Source organism: Roseibium porphyridii, from assembly GCF_026191725.2.
In the GTDB taxonomy this organism is placed as follows: domain Bacteria; phylum Pseudomonadota; class Alphaproteobacteria; order Rhizobiales; family Stappiaceae; genus Roseibium; species Roseibium porphyridii.
The window spans coordinates 1,613,685-1,633,031 of the sequence record NZ_CP120863.1 but is presented as its reverse complement, the minus strand read 5'-3'; the positions used below and the strand labels follow the sequence as shown (position 1 = coordinate 1,633,031).

Below are 19,347 nucleotides of genomic sequence, written 5' to 3'. Positions count from 1 at the left end.
CGCCGTTCATATTGGGAGGAAACAATATGCTCAGACGTGAATTCATGAAACTGGCCATGGTGGCCGGCCTGGGTCTTGGCGGCGGCAGTGCGCTTGCAGCCGACATGCCCGCACCCTTCGACAAGCCTGAGGACGTGAAAATCGCACTTGTGCGCTATCTTTCGACAGGCGACTTCTTCCAGTCCTATCTTTCGGGCGTGGAAAAGCAGGCTGAAGCGCTTGGTGTCGACTTGCGTGTCTTTGACAGCCGCCAGGATGCGGCTCTGCAGGCGGATATGGTCGACCAGGCAATCGCCCTTGGCGTTGACGGGATCGTCATTCAACATGGATTGACGGAGTCCATGAAACCGGCTGCCCAACGGGCCGTCGATGCCGGCATCAAGGTTGTCGCGTTTGATGTGAACGTCGAAAACGAATCCATCCCCCAGGTCGAGCAGTCCGACTACCTTCTTGGCAAAATGGCACTCGATCAGGCGATCAAGGACAACGGCAACAGCTTCACCGCTGGTTATGTCTACGTGCCAGGCATTGCCCCCCTTGACCGACGGGATATCGCCTGGAAGGAAGTCAAGAAAGACAACCCAGGCATCAAGGAAGCTGCCATGTTCGGCACGCTCGACAATCCGATTGCCAACTCGGTTGCCAATCAGGCGCGCTCTGTGCTGCAGGCCAATCCGACCATCAACGTCGTATTCGCACCTTATGACGAGTTTGCGAAGGGTGTGAAAATCGCCGTTGATGAGGCCGGTCTCAACCAGGACATCAAGATCTATTCCGCGGATGTCTCCACCGCCGACATCTCCGCCATGCGTGAGCCGGACTCAGCTTGGGCGGCAACGGTTGCCACCAACCCTGCCGTCGTTGGCGAGGTCAGCGTGCGTACTCTTGCACTCATGCTGGCCGGTGAAGATCCGGGCAAGCAGGTCATTGTTCCGCCGACCCTGATCACACAGTCCTTCCTGAACGAGCAAGACGTGCGCAACATGGAAGACCTTGGCGAAAAGATGCCCCAGTTCCAGCACGCCGATGTTTCCGTCGCCGAATGGATCCCCTTGCCGGCCCGCTAAGTCCGGTCAAGCCAGCTAGAAAAGCCCGGCAATGTGTTGCCGGGCTTTTTTTGTAAATCAGCTCGCATTCGATCCGAGGCTGATGCCTTGAAATCCGAACATATTGCAAATTCTATGAGGTTCTGGATGTTGTAATCCGCTCTCACCCATCGGCATTCATTCCGGCAAGTAGACCCAGTGGCCAAACTAAAAGACATTGCTGAAATTGTCGGCACTTCAATTGCAACTGTGTCCAGAGTTCTGAACAGGGATGCCACGATCTCCGTTTCACCGAAGACCCGCGCACGTATTGTCGCCGTTGCGGAAGAACTCGACTACAAGCCGTTGAAGGAACGCCGGAGCACACACACCTCTGGACGAACGTCTTTCCGCCCGAAAGTTTCAGAAATATACCTCGAACTTGGTGAGCGCTGGAAGCACGTCTCCGAAGGGTCTTATTATTCAAGACTGAAAAACGGCGTCGAGAGCCGGTGTCTTGAACTCGATGTCCACGTGGTAACGGTAAAGCGCCTTTATCCCGAGCTTTTCCAGTCGGATGGCAAAACCCGCGGCGCCATTGTTGTCGGGCAAGGGTCTGGCATTCACAGACAGGCTCGGGATTTTTGGCAAAATCTGATCGTATTTGCCGATTTCCTGCCCGAAGAACCCGATTTTGACAGCGTTGGGCACGATCTTTATTCCGCGACTGAGCAGCTCATGACCGGTTTGACATCCAGGGGCTATCGCAGAATTGGTTTCATCGGTGGGTGCTCGCTCGGCGAACATCCTGAGATCTACGAAGCACGATTTGAAGCTTACAAAGACTGGCTCAGCAGAAAAGGTGTTTTCGACACCTCTCTCGTCTCACTGGCGGGAAACACGACGGACAATGGTCTTGAATGTACACGTGAGTTACTTGCTGCAACACCGAGACCGGATGCCATTGTGGCCTGCACTGACGACATGGCGGTTGGAGCCTACAAGGCTGTTCGGGACGCCGGTCTCAAAGTGGCGCAGGATGTAGCGGTTGTCGGGTTCAATGACAATCCGGCATCGGAACTTTTGGACCCGGCATTGGCAAGTGTAAGGCTCGCTCCGGAGGAGATTGGCGCTTCAGCTGTCAATCTGTTGCTGGAACGGCTCGCCGGACGCTTCACTGCCAAGAAAGTTGTCCTGCAGTCTCCGATAATCTGGCGGAACAGCGTGAAGTAAAATTCACATCAAAATTTTAGTAAAATTTTACTACACAGACTTTCGGTGCCGTCACATTGTGGTCGAACTTGAGGGCTGCAACAGCCGTCCCACTGGCAATCGCGCCCTCAGGTATTTCCGGTTGGGTAGCTCCAATGGCGTATCTGCCCAACCGGACCCACAAATTCCACCGGACAGGACCACCAATGCCCATGAAATTGAATTTCTGTGAAGACTGGACCTTCACCGCTGGTTTTGAGCCGGAAATGGCAGGTCAACACCTCGACGGCGACACGGTGAGATTACCGCATACCGCCATTGAATTGCCGTTCGACTATTTTGACGAACGCTCCTATCAGAAACCCTTCACCTATCAAAAGAAGCTGCAATGGTCTGACGCCTTTAAGAACAAGGAGATCAATCTCGTCTTTGACGGTGTCATGGCGAATGCATCAGTTTATTTGAACGGTACGCACATTGCAGGACATAAGGACGGTTACACGCCGTTTGAAGTCCGGTTGACAGAAGCTTTTCGCGAAGGCGAATGCCTGATCACCGTATGCGTCGACGGAACGGAAAATCCCGAAATTCCACCTTTCGGTGGCCGTATCGACTATCTGACCTATGCAGGCATCTATCGCGAAGCGTGGTTGCAAATCGCTGACAGTATCTCGATCAAGAATGTGAAGATCGAGACGCGAAACACCTTGAGCGATGCCCCCGGCGTTGAGGCCAGGATCTGGTTGAGCAATCCTCCTCAAACGGCGATCAGAGGTCAGCTGCAGGGCGAACTGGTTTCACCTGACGGCAAGATCATTGCGACGTGCACAACTGACGTTATCACCGATCAGGTGTCCGTTTTGACATTCGAGAACCTGGAAAACATCTCGCTATGGGACCTGGATAAACCAGACCTCTACGCGCTCCGCCTTGCTTTGCGCGCAGATGGTTCAAAAGACAGTTTCGAGACATTCTTTGGATTCCGGACGGCAGAATTCACACCGGAAGGCTTCCTTCTCAACGGCAGGAAAGTGAAGCTGATCGGGCTGAACAGGCACCAATCCTTCCCCTATTCCGGTTATGCACAGGGCAGAGCTTCGCAGGAACGCGATGCCGAACTGCTCAAGGAAGAGTTGGGCTGCAATATCGTCAGAACCTCTCACTACCCTCAATCGCCATGGTTTCTGGACCATTGCGACAGGATCGGGCTTCTGGTTCTGGAGGAAATACCCGGCTGGCAGCATATTGGCGGAGAGGCCTGGAAAGACGAATCCGTTCGAAATGTGCAGCGCATGATCGAGCGGGACTGGAACCATCCGTCCATCGTGCTTTGGGGTGTCCGCATCAATGAATCTCCGGACGACGACGCCTTTTATCAGCGCACGAATACCCTTGCCCGGGAACTGGATGGCACGCGCCAGACGGGTGGCATTCGAAAAGACACAGAAAGTTCGCTTCTTGAAGATGTTTATACCTTCAACGATTTCGTTCTGGGGTCGTTTGAAGACTCTCGCGTCAATCGTCCACGGACGCCGCTGAGAGACCAGAAGGAAACCACGGGTCTCAGCAATCCGGTGCCCTATCTCGTGACCGAATATAACGGTCATATGTACCCCACCAAGATCTTCGATCAGGAACAACGGCAGATAGAGCATGTCACCCGACACCTTGAAATTCTGAACGCTGCCTATGGTGACGACGCTGTCTCAGGCTGCATTGGCTGGTGCATGTTCGACTACAACACCCATCAGGATTTCGGATCCGGTGACAGGGTTTGTTATCACGGTGTCATGACAATGTTTCGGGAAATGAAGCTTGCGGGTCACGCCTATGCAAGCCAGATGAGCCCGGATCGCAAGGTGATTTTAGAACCTGTCAGCATATGGGCACGCGGTGAACGCAACATCGGCGGCACGCTTCCTCTGATGGTGTTGTCGAATTGCGACGAGATCAGAATGACCTATTCCAATGGCAACAGCTTCGAGATCTTCCGCGACAGAAAGAACTTTCCTCATTTGCCGCATCCACCGTTCTGCCTCCCGCTGAGTACGGAGGCCGAAGACGCCCTCGGGGTCTGGGGGCATGACTGGCCGGATGTAGAATTTATCGGTTACCTGAATGGTGAGGTGGCCGTCAGGCGGAAGTTTGTCGCCAACCCCTTGGCAACAGAGCTGCGCCTGGAAGCGGATCTGGTGACGCTCAATCCGGACCATTACGAAACGCGCGTCCTGGCTAAGGCGCTGGACCAGGTCGGCAATCCGCTCGCCTTTATCAATGACAGCATTTCCATTGAACTCGATGGACCGATTGAACTCATCGGGCCAACGACAGTCGCCATGAGAGGTGGCGGCACCGGCTTCTGGGTGCGCGCTCAGTCAGGACAAAAGGGACGTGCGAATATCAGTGTGAAAACATCCCGGTTTCCCGAAAGAAGGATTACTCTTCAGGTTGAATAGCCCTGCCCTGCACCGGCAACCGACGGTTTGCGGCTCAATCATCGAAATAGTCCGAGTGCCGTATCTCAAGATCGGACAAGACCTTTAAGATGGAAGAGAAATGCAATTCACCAAAACGCACCGCTTCTGAGAGGTCCTGAGCGCAGATTGCTTCAAAAATCCGCGCATGCTCGTCTTTCAGAAATCCCAGATGGTTCTTGTCTCGGAGAGATAAAACGCGCAGTCGGTCGAGAACCATCTTTTCCTTTTCCAGAACCTGTGCAGCACGCGGAAATCCCGTTGCTTCGGCAAGTTCAAGGTGAAACACATCGTCCAGGTTTCCGAAAACGACTGCGTCGCCAATCGCAGCAGCGTCTTCCTGCGCTTGCAGGTTTTCAAGCAAGCGATCGTGTGAGGCACTGGGCAAGCCGCCGGAGGCCAGGCGGCGAATATTCGCCATCTCAAGGGCTTCCCGCAAATAGCGGGCTTCAAGGATTTTCTCCTTGTTCAGCCGGGAAACAAAATTGCCGCGGCTGGGATAGGTGACCACCAGTCCCGCCTCGCGAAGGCGCATGAAGGCTTCTCGAACCGGCGTTCTGCTGGCCCCGAATTTCGCAGCAATTTCAGCCTCAGAGACAATGCATCCGGGCTGTAGATCCATATTCAGGATGGCGTGTTTTATCGACCCGAAGATCTGATCGCCCGCAGGTTTGGAAGCGTCAATGCGCTTGAATTCCAGGTCCGTGCGTGCCGGACTATTGGCAGTTGTCGTCATTGCGTTTCGACCAAATTGATACAGGAAATTTCCAGATGCTTACCTACCGGTATACCGGTACACACATCTATTTACAACCGGTATACCGGTGTGCTAGTTGATAATTATAGGTGGTCGAGAAGGTCCTAATGAGTATGCAAGTAGCCTTGATCGGACTTGGTATGGTGGCGCAGACCCATGCACGCGCCATTGCCGCCACAAACGGCAAGGTTTCATTGCGAGGCGTTCTTTCGCGCAGCAAGGAAAGCGCCGAAGCGTTCTTAACCGAGGCGTCCGATATCTTCCCGAAAGCGCCAAAGGCCTATGCAGGCCTTCAGGAACTGGTGTCCGATCAGGACTTGGATTTCGTGATTGTCTGCACACCGCCAAATGCCCGGGCGGACATTGTCTCAGCACTTACAGACCGCGGCCTTCCAATCCTCATGGAAAAGCCGATTGAGCGGACCTATCAGGCAGCAGAAGAAATCGTCAGGCGCTGCGAAACCGCTGCAGTTCCGCTCGGCATTGTCTTTCAGCATCGCATGCGCGCTTCCGCCAAACAGCTGAAAAGGGTCCTGAAACAAGGGACATTGGGACAGATCGCCATGGTGGAGATCTCGGTTCCCTGGTGGCGGGCGCAGTCCTACTACGACGAACCCGGTCGCGGAACCTATCAACGCGACGGTGGTGGTGTTCTGATTTCACAGGCAATCCATACACTGGATCTTGCCTTGTCTCTAACTGGCCCGATCATCGAAGTTCAGTCAATGGCGGCAAAGACGTCCCTTCACGACCTGGAAGCAGAAGATTTTGTCAGTGCCGGGTTGCGATTTGACAATGGTGCGGTCGGCTCTCTCGTTGCCAGTACGGCAAGTTTTCCCGGCGGCGCGGAATCGATCACCCTTCATTGCCAGCATGGATCTGCAGTCCTGAAGTCCGGTCAACTGGAGCTCCTGATGCATGATGGCAGCATCGACACATTCGGCGAGGAAAGCGCGACGGGTGGCGGAGCCGACCCGATGGCATTCACGCACGAATGGCACCAGGCGGTGATCGAGGATATGGCCGACGCAATTGTCGACAAACGCGCACCGATATGCAGCGGTCGCGAGGCATTGCGCGTGCACCGTTTGATCCAGGCCCTGATCCAATCGGCTACGCAAAAGTCAGCCGTAGCAATCCCCCAATTGGAGTCCTGAATGTCAAAACCCCTCAAGTTTGCTGCGTTGGGAATTGATCACCGACACATCTTTGGAATGTCGGAGAACATGAAACAGGCTGGGGCTGAATTTGCATCCTGGTGGACACTGGGAAAACCTGAAACCCACGAAGGCTTTGCAAAACGGTTTCCGGATGTTCCGATGGTCGAGAACCTGGAAGACATTCTCAACGATCCTGCCATCGATCTCGTGCTGATTGCGTCTGTGCCCGCGCAACGCGCGGAGTTGGCGATTGCCGCGATGGAGGCCGGGAAGGATGTCATGGTCGACAAGCCCGGCTGCACGACGCTGGAACAGCTGGATGCGATCAAAAACTGTGTTGAACGGACTGGCCGTATTTGGTCCGTGAACTTTTCTGAACGCTTCGAAGTCGCAAGCGTTACGCGAGCTGCGGAATTGGTTCAGGAAGGCGCTATCGGCAAGGTGGTCCAAACTCTGGGCATGGGACCGCATCGACTGAACGAAGCCACCCGGCCTGAATGGTTCTTCGAGCGCGACAGCTATGGCGGCATCCTGACGGATATAGCATCGCACCAGATCGACCAGTTTCTTTTTTTCACTGGGTCAACAGATGCCGAGATCACCGCTGCAAGCGTAGCAAACTACGCCAACCCGCATCGCCCAGGACTGCAGGATTTCGGCGAAATCGTGCTGCGCAGTTCCCAGGGACACGGTTACATTCGTGTCGACTGGTATACGCCCGATGCGCTCCCGACCTGGGGTGATGGCAGACTGACGATCTTGGGAACGCAGGGCTATATTGAGCTGCGCAAATATGTCGACGTGGCTGGAGCGCCTGGCATCGATCACTTGTTCCTGGTGAACGGCACACGCTGCGAAAAGATCGACTGTTCACAAGCCGGTTTGCCCTACTTCCAACGTCTTAGCGACGACATCAGAAACCGCTCGGAGACCGCAATGCCACAAGCCCACGCCTTCAAGGTGATGGAGCTTGGACTGAAGGCACAGCGCATTGCCGAAGATCGAGGCCAATCATGATCCGGGTCGCAATCATTGGCGCCGGGATCGGCCGGGCCCATCTGGAAGGCTATCGCGCTTTGCCCGACAGGTTTTCCGTCAAAACCATGTGCGATCTGGATGTTGAACGTGCGGCGGATGTCGTCGCGGGCACCAGCGTTCAGGTAGAGACGGATCTTTCCAAGGTGATGTCCGATCCTGCCATCGATCTGGTGGATGTCTGTCTGCCGCCACACCTTCACTACCCCGTCGTGATGCAGGCCCTTGAAGCCGGCAAGCATGTGGTTTGCGAAAAACCGCTGGTGACCTCGCTCAAGGAAGCTGACGAGTTGGTGGCCGCCGCAAGAAAGGCAGACCGGCGCCTGACCCCGGTCTTCCAGTATCGCTTTGGGCCGGGCATGGCCAAACTGAAGGCCTTGATCGATGCCGGGCTTGCGGGCAAGCCCTATGCCGCAAGTCTTGAAACGCACTGGGACAGGGATGAAGCCTATTACGCGGTGCCCTGGCGCGGAACCTGGGAAGGCGAAAACGGCGGCGCTGTTCTTGGCCATGCCATTCACAATCATGACTTGCTCACTACGGTCATGGGTGCTCCGGCGCGTGTGAACGCTGCAGTCGCCACGCGCGTGAACGACATTGAAGTGGAAGATTGCGCTGCAATTTCATTTCAAATGGCCAATGGCAGTGTGGCAACCAGTTCGATCACCCTCGGTGCTTCGACAAACACCAGCCGTATTCGGTTCTGCTTTGAAGGTTTGACGGCCGAAAGTGGCAGCGAACCATATGCGCCGGCTGAAGGTGAATGGACATTCGTTGCCCGTGCGCCCGTCAAGCAGGCGGAAATCGATGACGTCCTGTCCGGGGTGCAGGATGGACTTTCAGGGTTTGCCGGCTTCTTTGAGGCCCTGGCGGACGCACTGGAAAATGGCGGCACACTTGCCGTAAGCGCGGAAGACGGGCGACAATCCATTGAGCTCGTCAGCGCGATTTACCAGGCAGCACGTGAGAACAGGTCGATAAGCCTGCCACTGACTGCCGACAACGAGCTTTATTCAGGCTGGAAGCCAAAATAGCTGACCTGAATACTGAAAAGGGAGGAGTAAAGATGAACAGGAAACTCGAACTTGCCAGCGGTGCCGTACTCGCATCGCTCATGCTGGGCGTCGGAGCGGCATCTGCTGAAGAAATTCGGCTCATGTGTTCCTCAGACGGCAACGAATGCGAAGCCGCGATGGAAATCATTCAACGCTTTGAAGCTGACAATCCCGGCGTCAAGGTTGTCATGGACAAGGTGCCGTACAAGGCAATTCTGGAAAATCTGCCGGTTCAGCTTGCAGCCGGAACCGGTCCGGATATCGCCAAGGTGACGGATCTCGGCGGGCTCAACGAGTACTATCTCGATCTCGCGCCTTACGTGGATCGCGACTATTGGGAAACGTCGTTTGGCGACACGTTGAACTGGTACCGTTCGGGACCGGACGACGATGGCATCTATGGCATGCATTCGCAGCTTACGATCACAGGTCCTTATATCAACAAGACCCTGTTCGAACAGGCCGGTGTCGAAATTCCGGCAGCTGATGCCGACTGGGACACCTGGGCCGAGGCTGCCCGCCAGGTCGCCGAAGCAACGCAAACCCCATTCCCGATGGCTATGGACCGGTCCGGTCACCGCATCGCGGGTCCTGCGATTTCCTATGGTGCCAAACTGTTTGACGAAAACGGCGATCCGATCCTCGTCGATGACGCTTTCACGGAATACGTCAACAAATTTGTCGGATGGCACAATGACGGTACCATGGCCCGTGACGTGTGGGGCGCCAGCGGTGGCACCAGCTACCAGGATGCAGCGCAGGAGTTCATCAACGGCGAACTCGTCTACTACTTCTCGGGCAGCTGGCAAGTGCAGCGGATGGATTCGTCCATCGGCGACGCCTTTGACTGGGAAGTCGTGGGATCACCTTGCGGTGCTGCTGGCTGTTCCGGCATGCCGGGCGGCGCGGGCTTTGTCGGCTTCAAGGACACGAAACATCCTGAAACCGTTGCCAAGCTGATCGACTATCTCGCTCAGGAAGACAACTACACCGAACTCACCGCAAAGTCGCTCAACATTCCGGCGCATTCGGGTGTGGCGGCCAAGGGCGTGACTTATATCGACGCCTCACAAAAGGCCAACGACGCGCTGAACGCATGGGGAGCGCAGGTCGCCAAGATCCTGCCTGTCGCCTTCAAGTATCAGGGCTACAAGAACAACCGGGCCATGTTCAACATCACCCTGTCCAGGGTTTCACAGGCAATTGTCGGTGAGCTCAGCGTTGAAGACGCCATGGACCGGGCGAAGGAAGACCTCGCAACCGCCTTGGCGGAAGCTGGCAAATAAGACCAGTTAGCTCTTAAGGACGGGCGCACCCTGCGCCCGCCCCCTTCGGCATTGGCGGGCAAGATGTCATGATCAGAATTGTTTCCTTCTTTATGGACCTCATCGACATCCCGATGAGGCATGCACAAAAGTATCTGCGAGGGCATACAATTGCCTGGGTGTTCCTTTTGCCCAACCTTGTCCTCTTCGGCCTGTTCGCGTTCCTGCCAATTCTTTTGAACGTTGCTTATGCCTTTACCGGCACTGACAACATCATGCTTTGGGACAGAACTTATGTGGCTGGCGATAATTTTGCCGCTCTAACAGCCTGCTCCAACTATCTGGATGCAAACAGCTGCGAACTCGATCTGTTCTGGCGCTCCGTTCACAACACGCTGTTGTTCATAGTCCTTCAGGTCGGGATCATGGTGGGCGTTTCACTGGTAACTGCGCTGATCCTGAACCGCAGAATTCGTGCCCGCGGATTTTTTCGAAGTGTCTTCTTCTTTCCCGTGCTGTTGTCTCCGGTCGTTGTCGCCCTGATCTGGAAGTGGATCCTGCAGAGAAACGGTCTTATGAATGCGGGCCTTGAGCAACTCGGGCTGGAACGCGTTATCTGGATGCTTGACCGGAACTGGGCCTTCGCATGGTCTGTGTTCCTGTCTGTTTGGGCGCATATGGGGTTTTATACCCTGATCCTCCTGGCGGGCCTGCAAGCGATCCCGCGAGATGTCTATGACGCGGCAACCATGGATGCCGCAAAGCCTTTCCGCACTTTCTACCGGATCACACTGCCTCTCTTGATGCCGACAATGCTCGTCGTGATGGTGCTGGCACTCATCAAAGGCGTTCAGACGTTTGATGAGGTGTACGCATTCACCGGAGGCGGTCCGGGTTCAGCCACGACACTGATCATCCAATACATTTACGAGACGGGTTTTGCCGGAGCACCAAGGCTGTTTGGCCTTGCCTCAGCAGCGTCGATCATTCTTGCAGTCGTCCTGGCAGCTTTGACCTTCCTCCAGCTCAAGTTTACGAGGAAGAACGCAGATGGCTAAGACACTTGAGTTTTTGACCCGGACGCGTGGTCACGGCAAGCTTCACTGGACGGACTGGTTTACCTACGCCTATCTGCTGTTCGGCATCTTGCTGATGTTTGGCCCGGTTGTCTGGCTGGTCATGTCATCCTTCAAGACGGATGCAGAACTCGACCGGTTTCCACCCCGCTTTCTTCCCTATGCAGCCCAAACAGTTGAACTGGAGGGGTACTCCAAACCCCTGCCGCTTTACAAGGTCGTCGCTGGAGACCTGACCGGTGAGACGGTTGCGCAGGTTCGGCGGATCGGCCTGACCTCCCAGGTTGTGCGCCTCGATGCGCCGGAGGAGATTATCAAGATCAACCTGAAGGACCGGGAACCGATCGAACGGATCTCGATTGCGACCGAAAACTACACCGATCTCTTCAGCAAATTCGATTTTCTGCGTTTTTTCTGGAACAGCACCTTCATCACGGTCGTGGCAACGGTGATCATGCTGATCGTGAATTCAATGGCTGCCTTCGCCCTGGCGAAATACAAGTTCAGTGGCAGAGCCGCCGTCATGGCCATGGTCATAGGGGTTTTGATGATCCCGCAAACCGTGGTTCTCGTTCCCTTGTTCATCGTAACCAAGGAACTCGGGATGCTCGACAGCCTCTGGGGTGTCATTGTGCCGGGAGCCGCAACGCCGACCGGGATTTTCCTTTTGAGGCAATACATGCTGACCATTCCGGACGAAATCCTGGATGCTGCGCGCATGGACAAGGCAAGTGAGTGGAAAATCTACTGGCGCATTGTCCTTCCCCTGAGCGCGCCTGCGATTGCCGTTCTGGCGATCCTTGCCATCATGTGGCGCTGGAATGATTTCCTCTGGCCGCTGATTGCGCTGTCCAGATCTGAAAACTTCACACTGCAATTGGCGCTGAACTCCTTCCAGGGTGAGATGACCACCCAGTGGAGCAGCCTCTTAGCCATGACGGTGCTGACCCTTCTACCGGTCGCCTTCGTGTTTGCCTTTTTGCAGAAATACATCGCAACCGGAATTGCTTCGACTGGTGGCAAATAACCAAAACAAACAATGAGCGGGAAGCGCAGCAATGGCCGATCTCCGACTGAAGAATGTGACAAAATCCTACGGTGCCGTTGAGGTCATCAAGGGTGTCGACCTGGAAGTTGCCCACGGTGAATTCTGCGTTTTCGTCGGCCCGTCGGGCTGCGGCAAATCCACCTTGCTGAAGATGATTTCCGGACTGGAAAGCATCACAAGCGGCGATCTCTTTATAGGCGACGACCAGGTGAATCATGTCGCTGCTGCCGAACGCGGGCTCGCAATGGTGTTCCAGTCCTATGCACTTTACCCGCATATGAACGTGCGCCAGAACCTCTCCTTCGGGCTCGAAAACCTGAAGACGCCAAAACCGGTCATAGAGGAAAAAATCAATGCTGCCGCCAAGATGCTGCAGATCGACGAATTGATGGACCGTCGGCCACGGGATCTGTCGGGTGGACAGCGCCAGCGTGTTGCAATCGGTCGTGCTGTTGTTCGCGAACCGCGCATCTTTCTATTTGATGAACCGCTTTCAAATCTTGATGCGGAACTGCGCGTCGATATGCGTTCTGAGATCGCCCAACTGCACCGTCAGCTCGGCAACACCATGATCTACGTGACCCACGATCAGGTCGAGGCCATGACGATGGCCGACAAGATTGCGGTGCTGCGCAGCGGGCTGGTCGAGCAGTTTGGCAAACCGCTGGATCTGTTTAACGATCCAGCCAATATCTTTGTTGCCGGCTTCATCGGCTCTCCAAAGATGAACTTCATTCAAGGCGAACTTCAGGGCAATCGCCTCCTGTTGAAAAACGGCGAAACCATTGAACTGCCTGAATCCAGGTTCCACCTGACAGACAGCGCGAAAGTAACGCTGGGAATACGGCCGAACGATATCGCGCCCGGTTCCGACGAGACCCATGGACTGAATGCGAACATCAGATCGGTAGAGCAACTGGGGGGCGATTCCTACATCTACGCAGTCAGCGACATGGGGGACAACATAACAGTCCATCGCCCGGGGCAGGTGGATGTCTCCGTCGGCGACAAGCTTCTGCTGGAAGTCGATGTCGATACAACGCATCTTTTTGACACTGAAACCGGACTGACGCTGCGCAAAAACAGAACCGGCAACACTTCCGAGGCAACTGCTCAATGAAACAGACTTGGCGCTGGTTTGGTCCCCACGACACAATCGGAATTCATGAATTGCATCAGGCCGGAGTGCAGGGCGTCGTCAGCGCATTGCATCACATCAAACCCGGCCTAGTCTGGAGCAAAGAGGCCATTGTTGAGCGGCAGGCTATGATTTCCCGCGGCGGCCCTGAAAGCGCAACACCGATCCATTGGGATGTCGTGGAGAGCCTGCCGGTTTCAGAGGCGATCAAACTGCAATCGGCGGACTTCAAAGAGCATGTGGCAAACTACAAGACCAGCCTGCAGAACATTGCTGCCTCCGGCATCAAGACCGTGTGCTACAACTTCATGCCGGTTCTTGACTGGACGCGAACGGATCTCAGACGAAAGCTTCCCCACGGCGGAACAGCCATGTGGTTCGACCTTCTCGACTTTGCCGCCTTTGATCTGTTTCTCTTAAAGCGACCGGGAGCTTCGGACGACTATGACGCCGACTTTTGTGAGCGAGCCCGGCAAAGGGCTTCCGAGCTCAGCGATCAGGAACACCAGGCTCTCCAGCAGAACATCGTGGCCGGTCTTCCGGGAGCAAACGACACCTGGACACTCGACGAGATCCGAGTGCATCTATCAAGCTACCAGAATGTTTCAGCGGACACATTGCGCCAGCATCTGATCGACTTCCTTTCCGAGGTTGCCCCTGAAGCAGACAGGCTCGGCCTGCGTCTTTGCTGCCATCCCGATGATCCTCCTTTCTCCTTGTTGGGACTGCCGAGGGTCATGTCGACGGAAGACGATTACCGACGTGTCATGGAGGCAGTTGACATCAATGCCAACGGCATAACGCTTTGCACCGGATCGCTTGGGGTCTCGCCGGAGTTTGACGGTGTCGGCTTCGTGGAACGGCTTGGCGGGCGGATCCATTTCGCGCATTTGAGAAGCACCATGCGTGTTGCCCCTGCAAACCGCGCAAGAACCAGCTTTTTCGAAGCAGCCCATCTGGAGGGCGATATCGACATTGTCGGTGTTGTCGAGGCTCTCTTAAGAGAGGAAAAACGCAGGCGGGCGGAAGGCAGAGACGACCACGAAATACCGATGCGCCCGGACCACGGCCAGGACCTCCTCAGCGACCTGAGCATCGAAAGCATGCCCGGCTACCCCCTGATCGGCCGCATGCGCGGGCTGGCGGAACTAAGAGGTGTCATGTCAGCATTTGAAAGAAAGACGAGAAGTTAAGTCGGCTAAGTTTTGGAAGTTGACCTTGAAACATCCTGCCAAGCTTGGAGAGCATTCAGCCCGAGGCACTGAAAACGTTTGCCCGCCGCCCAAAACCTCATCCAGCTGCGCAAATAGGTTGGGCTTGCTAGTCAACCGGGTCGTATGACAAGGCCCAGTTGGCGCATGAAAACCAACAGCGGGTTGGGTCTGAGGGTCTTTGCCAGATGAGACTTTGAACGAATTCGATGCCGGGGCGCCGGAAGGCGTCCTGCAGTCTTTCTTCTTCCTGCGGCTTCATTGAGCCGGCATCACCTTCTGCGTGAATGAAAAAGGCCTGGCATATCCGCGAGGCGGAAAAACCTGCAGTGCAACGCTTAATGAGAAAAGCTGCTCCATGACGGGAAAACCGGGGACCGGCAGGCCGATTGGGTTTTCCCGGGACACCAAGCGGAACGACCAGGCGGCCATCGGGGGCAAGCCCTTCTATCCAGTTTTCCAATGGCGCCAGAACCGCAAAATTCACGTAGATGCCATCGACTTCGCCTTTGGGCCAGGCCGCTGCATCATCAACGTGAAACGTGACATTGGCACGGCTTTCCAGCGCCGGTCGCGCGATCTGCGCTAGCGTGTCGTCCAGCTCTACAGCAACAACATGACCATCCGGTCCGACAAGCTCGGCAAGAAGCGCCGTATAGTAGCCGGTCCCGGCTCCCAGATGGACAATTGTCTCGCCGGCTTTTGGCGCAAGCGCCCCCAGCAACCTGGCATGAAGCGATGGACTGCCATTATTGACGCCACGCCCCGAGGACAACACGAACAGTGCATCTTGATAGGCATAGACCGGGTCGTTTTCGGCAAGCTGAATGGGGCAGTGTGCGAGGTCAACAACCTTCCATGGGTCCGACCCCAGATAATCTTCCCTGCGCACTCGGCTGAATGCACGCTCTATGTCTTTGTTGGCTTCAACACCGGCGGTTGCACAGATTTGCTTGGCAAAAGCAGACCGCACGATGGCAAGTTCTTCAGGTGTCATCTTCGCTTTGTCCGATTGAGTTGGCGCTATCAAAAAACAAGATTTCGGAATAATTGCGTCGACGCATGCAGAAATCGAAATTGCAACCGAGACGCTTGCACAAGGTGACAGGCAGGTGATCTACGAGCTTGTTCCGACAGGTTGATCAATCCGGCATCGGGATCCTTTTCAATCCATCCTTTTCGACCGATTGCAGCAACATGCCATGATCTGCCCGAAGACAGGTGCTTGCCGGCCAGTCGCAGGATAACCAGCCACTTTCCTGGCCAATCAGAAAAGCTTTGCGCCGTCCTTCAAAGAGATCATGGCTTTCAACAAGACCCGCCTCGTCACCAACAACAATGGCTCCCTCCGGCCCGCCCCAATCGAGCCAATTGAAGGTTCTCTGATCGCGATTGAATTCTCGAACCCACCAGCCATGTCTTGTCCCGTGGACACGCGCCGGGGCGAATTCAGACCCCGCGGCAATGAACTTTCCGTCAGGCGACCAGACAAGAAACTGCGGGTAGTGTGAAAAGCTGGTTTCAGTTGTCAGAACATCGCCGCTTTCCCGGTCCCAGATCACCACACGAGCGCGCATGGATGAGGCAAGCCGAGACCCGTCCGGCGACCAGGCAAGCTGTGTTGAATTGTCGACGGTACAGCAAAAGGCACTCTTCGCCTCGCCTGCCTTTTCATCCCAGATCCTGACCGTTCCATCTTCTGAAGCACTCGCCAAAAGGTCCCCCTCCGGCGACCAGGCGAGGTTTTCAACACTGTCTTCATGGATTGCCGACTGGGAGATTTCGGCACCCGTCCTGGCGTCAAACACACGCACAAGACTGTCGTCTCCGCCAGTTGCGATCCTGGCACCATCCGGAGACCAGGCAACGGAACGAACTGTATCCTGATGGCCCTCCAGGAGCCAAACCTGGCTGCCGGTGCGCGCATCCCAGACACGAGCGGTCTCGTCCCATGATCCGGTGGCGATTTGTGTGCTATCGGGAGACCAGGAAAGCGTGAGAATGTCGTTGGTATGGCCGTTCAGAGCTACAAGCTTCCGACCAGTTGCCATGTCCCAGACGATGTTCACCTCTTCTCGGTCAGCGGACACCAAAAGTGAGCCGTCGGGCGACCAAGCCAAGACACGGATTTCAGCCTCATGACCGGTGAGTTCATCAACCAGTTTCCCGCTTGTTTCGTCCCAGACGATGATACGCCCGTCCTCTAAAGCCATTGCGGCCCGACTTGAGACGGGCGACCAGGCAACGCGGTCGACTGGTTTTGCCTGACCGCGAACCGTCAGAGTTGTCTCCTGGCTCTTTCTATCCCAAATCCTGAGCGCATCATCGGAATACCCGGCAGCAAGACGTCCTCCATCCGGAGACCATTCCAGAGCACCAATCCAATTGTTTTCGTCCACTCTTGAATAGGTTTGGCCAAAGCTTTCTGTTTCCCAGAGCCGCAGTCCGCCATCATCGCCTGCGGCGGCGATCGCTCCTCCGTCGGGAGACCAGGCAACGTTGACGCAGACATAGTCCGGACTTCCACAGGCCAGTTCAGCAGCTGTCTTGCCAGACGAGACATCGACCACGCGGACATCATTGGTGCCAAGCACAAATGCGATTTTCTGGCTGTCTGGTGACCAGGCGATCCCCCTTTCGGCATCATCCTCAAAGTCAGCGATTTCAAGCACCAGCTCACTGGTATCGATATTCCAAACGCGCGCCGTGCGGTCCTGTGATCCACCGGCAAGAAATTCGCCATTCTGTGCCCAGGCCAGCGACAGAATGGTGTCGTCGAACCCTTTCAGAACGTTGGTCTGTTCACCAGTTTCGGGATCAAATACCAAGATGTCGAAACCTGGATCAGAGGTCGCATAGTCGGTTGAAGCAAGTGCAAGATGCTTGCCGCTCGGTGACCAAGCAAGTGCCTGAGCTGTCGAATAGGTCGCCGGAAAGAACTCACCGACATTTTCCGTCACCGACCACAGTGCGACCCCACCTGCCATCGTCGCGGCCACTTTAGATCCGTCCGGAGACCACGCGACGGCTGAATCATCCGGAAGGCCTCCGTCAAATTCGACGATCAGGGAGCCCGTACGAGCATCCCACAGCCGCGCCGGATCGCTTTCTGCAGCAGTTGCAAGATACGCTCCATCCGGAGACCAGGCCAGATCGATCACCTCCCCCTTGTGACCAAAAAGGACTGCGCTCGCTTCACCGGTATCGACATTCCGGATGGTAATGAACGGACCCCACGGAGCCGTTGCAACGCGCGTACCGTCCGGTGACCAGGCGATATAGTCGATTGAGGCCGCCCAATGGCCCGACAAGCCGGCGATGAAACCTTCACTCAAGTCGACTTTTTGCGATATCGGGCTTTTGTCTTCTTGTAGGCGTTCACCGGCAAACGCGCTGCTGACGACACAAAGGCCCAACAGGACAATCATTCGTCGAAAGACCGTTCTCCGACAAAAGCGCAAAGCAATTGCGGGCTTCATGAAGCTGTCTCCAAGTCGCAATGGCAACCGCCGCATTATGACACTGCCGATGGTCGCTTCCAAGAAAAGCTTGCCGGCATGTGTTCCGGAACGGTGCGAGACAGGCACAAAACGCGCAGTGAAGCATTAACCAGTTTTAGCCGCCAAGAATAACACTTCAATTAATACACACTTCAGATCTGGATCTATTTGCGAAATCAAGTAAAATCACAAAGTAAGAAAGCTAAAATACTTCGAATTTCGAATTAAATTAGCTTTATTATAGTATTAATTACTTGAAGAGGTCCAGATGACTGTACTCATCACCGGGGGCGCTGGTTACATCGGCTCCCATTGCTGTTTGTCATTCCTTCAGGCGGGACACGACGTCGTCGTCGTAGACAACCTGTCCAATGCCAGCGATGTGAGCTTGGACCGGGTGGCGTCGATAACGGGTGCGAAGGTTGCGTTGGAGATCGGTGACATCCGCGATCAATCAAAAGTCGAGGAGATTTTGAAACGGTACGGCTGCACTGCGGTCGTACACTTTGCCGGCCTGAAAGCGGTCGGGGAATCAACCCGTGTTCCGCTTACCTATTATGATAACAATGTGGTCGGCACTCACAGTCTTCTGTCGGCAATGGCAAACTGCGGCGTCAAGCAATTGATTTTTTCATCTTCCGCTACGGTCTATGGAGAGCCACAGTTTCTACCCCTCACCGAAAATCATCCGACAAGCGCGGTCAATCCATACGGCCGAACCAAACTGATGATTGAAGACATGTTGCGCGATACTGCGGCAAGCGATCCAACATGGCAGTTCGGTATCCTGCGGTATTTCAATCCGGTCGGTGCGCATGAGAGCGGGCTCGTCGGCGAAGACCCGCAAGGTATTCCGAACAATCTCATGCCGTTCATCACACAAGTTGCGGACGGACGGCGAGCTGAACTGGCGGTTTTTGGCAACGATTACGATACACCGGATGGCACCGGTGTACGTGACTACATTCATGTCGTCGATCTCGTGGAAGGACACCTTCGGGCGCATGAAATCCTGGCTGCCGGATCTGCCCCTTCAAATTGTTTCGCCGTCAATCTGGGCACCGGCAATGGCTACAGCGTTCTGCAGATGGTCAAAGCCTTCGAGCGAGCGTCCAACAAGCAGATACGCTATTCATTCGCGCCGCGCAGAAGCGGCGATGTCGCCGAGTGCTATGCCGATACGCATCTTGCAGAGAACCTTTTGAACTGGAAGGCAGCGCGCGGTCTCGACGACATGTGCAGAGATACCTGGAAATGGGTTCTCAACAACCCACGCGGCTATGAAACTGCAGCCTGAAGACAGGACGGGTCAATGGAAACAGAAAAGCCGGCAAATTGCTGGCTTTTCTCCCTCATGTGTCAACGCTGCGGTTCTGCTTCACGCACCTTCT

General features: G+C 55.3%; 15 protein-coding genes. 12 read left to right on the top strand and 3 right to left on the bottom strand.

Annotated features, from left to right (window positions below; all coding sequences use genetic code 11):
- Positions 1 to 44: 44 nt before the first annotated feature.
- From K1718_RS07610 to K1718_RS07600, 3 genes are all read left to right on the top strand, one after another.
- Complete coding sequence (locus tag K1718_RS07610; protein ID WP_247649407.1) at positions 45 to 1,067, top strand: substrate-binding domain-containing protein; 1,023 nt, start codon at positions 45 to 47, stop codon at positions 1,065 to 1,067.
- Positions 1,068 to 1,244: 177 nt separating this feature from the next.
- Complete coding sequence (locus tag K1718_RS07605; RefSeq protein ID WP_265683486.1) at positions 1,245 to 2,258, top strand: LacI family DNA-binding transcriptional regulator; 1,014 nt, start codon at positions 1,245 to 1,247, stop codon at positions 2,256 to 2,258.
- Positions 2,259 to 2,443: 185 nt separating this feature from the next.
- Positions 2,444 to 4,693 carry a glycoside hydrolase family 2 protein gene (locus K1718_RS07600; protein WP_265683484.1) on the top strand — a complete coding sequence of 750 codons (2,250 nt, stop codon included), beginning with the start codon at positions 2,444 to 2,446 and terminating at the stop codon, positions 4,691 to 4,693.
- Between the two features lie 34 nt (positions 4,694 to 4,727).
- On the opposite strand, the gene K1718_RS07595 is transcribed toward K1718_RS07600, so the two are convergent.
- Complete coding sequence (locus tag K1718_RS07595; RefSeq protein WP_265683482.1) at positions 4,728 to 5,447, bottom strand: GntR family transcriptional regulator; 720 nt, start codon at positions 5,445 to 5,447, stop codon at positions 4,728 to 4,730.
- A 128-nt stretch (positions 5,448 to 5,575) separates the two neighbouring features.
- On the opposite strand from K1718_RS07595, the gene K1718_RS07590 reads away from it, so the two are divergent.
- From K1718_RS07590 to uxuA, 8 genes are all read left to right on the top strand, one after another.
- The gene (locus tag K1718_RS07590; protein ID WP_265683479.1) at positions 5,576 to 6,625 is read left to right on the top strand and encodes a Gfo/Idh/MocA family protein; all 1,050 of its coding nucleotides are present in this window, start codon (positions 5,576 to 5,578) and stop codon (positions 6,623 to 6,625) included.
- Complete coding sequence (locus tag K1718_RS07585) at positions 6,626 to 7,645, top strand: Gfo/Idh/MocA family protein (protein WP_265683478.1); 1,020 nt, start codon at positions 6,626 to 6,628, stop codon at positions 7,643 to 7,645. It abuts the gene before it with no gap.
- Positions 7,642 to 8,697, top strand: coding sequence for a Gfo/Idh/MocA family protein (locus tag K1718_RS07580; RefSeq protein WP_265683475.1), 1,056 nt, complete (start codon positions 7,642 to 7,644; stop codon positions 8,695 to 8,697). The genes K1718_RS07585 and K1718_RS07580 overlap by 4 nt, the downstream gene beginning before the upstream one ends.
- A gap of 32 nt (positions 8,698 to 8,729) precedes the next feature.
- Positions 8,730 to 10,004: an ABC transporter substrate-binding protein gene (locus K1718_RS07575; protein ID WP_265683472.1), complete on the top strand. Its 1,275-nt coding sequence runs from the start codon at positions 8,730 to 8,732 to the stop codon at positions 10,002 to 10,004.
- 68 nt (positions 10,005 to 10,072) lie between these two features.
- Positions 10,073 to 11,041 carry a carbohydrate ABC transporter permease gene (locus K1718_RS07570; protein ID WP_152500354.1) on the top strand — a complete coding sequence of 323 codons (969 nt, stop codon included), beginning with the start codon at positions 10,073 to 10,075 and terminating at the stop codon, positions 11,039 to 11,041.
- Positions 11,034 to 12,086: a carbohydrate ABC transporter permease gene (locus tag K1718_RS07565; protein WP_152500353.1), complete on the top strand. Its 1,053-nt coding sequence runs from the start codon at positions 11,034 to 11,036 to the stop codon at positions 12,084 to 12,086. The genes K1718_RS07570 and K1718_RS07565 overlap by 8 nt, the downstream gene beginning before the upstream one ends.
- Positions 12,087 to 12,117: 31 nt before the next feature.
- The gene (locus tag K1718_RS07560; protein ID WP_265683469.1) at positions 12,118 to 13,227 is read left to right on the top strand and encodes an ABC transporter ATP-binding protein; all 1,110 of its coding nucleotides are present in this window, start codon (positions 12,118 to 12,120) and stop codon (positions 13,225 to 13,227) included.
- Positions 13,224 to 14,438, top strand: a complete 1,215-nt coding sequence (uxuA, locus tag K1718_RS07555) for a mannonate dehydratase (protein ID WP_265683467.1) — start codon at positions 13,224 to 13,226, stop codon at positions 14,436 to 14,438. The genes K1718_RS07560 and uxuA overlap by 4 nt, the downstream gene beginning before the upstream one ends.
- A 127-nt stretch (positions 14,439 to 14,565) precedes the next feature.
- Here the strand turns inward: uxuA and K1718_RS07550 are convergent, their stop codons facing one another.
- Together K1718_RS07550 and K1718_RS07545 are read right to left on the bottom strand one after the other, a co-directional pair.
- On the bottom strand, positions 14,566 to 15,453 hold the full coding sequence (locus tag K1718_RS07550) for a protein-L-isoaspartate O-methyltransferase family protein (RefSeq protein WP_265683466.1): 888 nt from the start codon (positions 15,451 to 15,453) through the stop codon (positions 14,566 to 14,568).
- A gap of 145 nt (positions 15,454 to 15,598) precedes the next feature.
- Positions 15,599 to 17,935: a WD40 domain-containing protein gene (locus K1718_RS07545; protein ID WP_265683465.1), complete on the bottom strand. Its 2,337-nt coding sequence runs from the start codon at positions 17,933 to 17,935 to the stop codon at positions 15,599 to 15,601.
- Between the two features lie 289 nt (positions 17,936 to 18,224).
- Between K1718_RS07545 and galE the strand changes: the two genes are divergently transcribed.
- The gene (gene galE / locus K1718_RS07540) at positions 18,225 to 19,253 is read left to right on the top strand and encodes a UDP-glucose 4-epimerase GalE (RefSeq protein ID WP_152500348.1); all 1,029 of its coding nucleotides are present in this window, start codon (positions 18,225 to 18,227) and stop codon (positions 19,251 to 19,253) included.
- Positions 19,254 to 19,347: the final 94 nt, after the last annotated feature.

What these genes read in the sequence shown, in the direction of transcription:
- galE (WP_152500348.1), top strand. Translation starts at nt 18,225, where the DNA reads ATGACTGTACTCATCACCGGGGGCGCTGGTTACATCGGCTCCCATTGC.
- uxuA (WP_265683467.1), top strand. Translation starts at nt 13,224, where the DNA reads ATGAAACAGACTTGGCGCTGGTTTGGTCCCCACGACACAATCGGAATT.
- K1718_RS07565 (WP_152500353.1), top strand. Translation starts at nt 11,034, where the DNA reads ATGGCTAAGACACTTGAGTTTTTGACCCGGACGCGTGGTCACGGCAAG.
- K1718_RS07595 (WP_265683482.1), bottom strand. Translation starts at nt 5,447, where the DNA reads ATGACGACAACTGCCAATAGTCCGGCACGCACGGACCTGGAATTCAAG.
- K1718_RS07580 (WP_265683475.1), top strand. Translation starts at nt 7,642, where the DNA reads ATGATCCGGGTCGCAATCATTGGCGCCGGGATCGGCCGGGCCCATCTG.
- K1718_RS07610 (WP_247649407.1), top strand. Translation starts at nt 45, where the DNA reads ATGAAACTGGCCATGGTGGCCGGCCTGGGTCTTGGCGGCGGCAGTGCG.
- K1718_RS07590 (WP_265683479.1), top strand. Translation starts at nt 5,576, where the DNA reads ATGAGTATGCAAGTAGCCTTGATCGGACTTGGTATGGTGGCGCAGACC.
- K1718_RS07570 (WP_152500354.1), top strand. Translation starts at nt 10,073, where the DNA reads ATGATCAGAATTGTTTCCTTCTTTATGGACCTCATCGACATCCCGATG.
- K1718_RS07560 (WP_265683469.1), top strand. Translation starts at nt 12,118, where the DNA reads ATGGCCGATCTCCGACTGAAGAATGTGACAAAATCCTACGGTGCCGTT.
- K1718_RS07585 (WP_265683478.1), top strand. Translation starts at nt 6,626, where the DNA reads ATGTCAAAACCCCTCAAGTTTGCTGCGTTGGGAATTGATCACCGACAC.
- K1718_RS07545 (WP_265683465.1), bottom strand. Translation starts at nt 17,935, where the DNA reads ATGAAGCCCGCAATTGCTTTGCGCTTTTGTCGGAGAACGGTCTTTCGA.
- K1718_RS07575 (WP_265683472.1), top strand. Translation starts at nt 8,730, where the DNA reads ATGAACAGGAAACTCGAACTTGCCAGCGGTGCCGTACTCGCATCGCTC.
- K1718_RS07600 (WP_265683484.1), top strand. Translation starts at nt 2,444, where the DNA reads ATGCCCATGAAATTGAATTTCTGTGAAGACTGGACCTTCACCGCTGGT.
- K1718_RS07550 (WP_265683466.1), bottom strand. Translation starts at nt 15,453, where the DNA reads ATGACACCTGAAGAACTTGCCATCGTGCGGTCTGCTTTTGCCAAGCAA.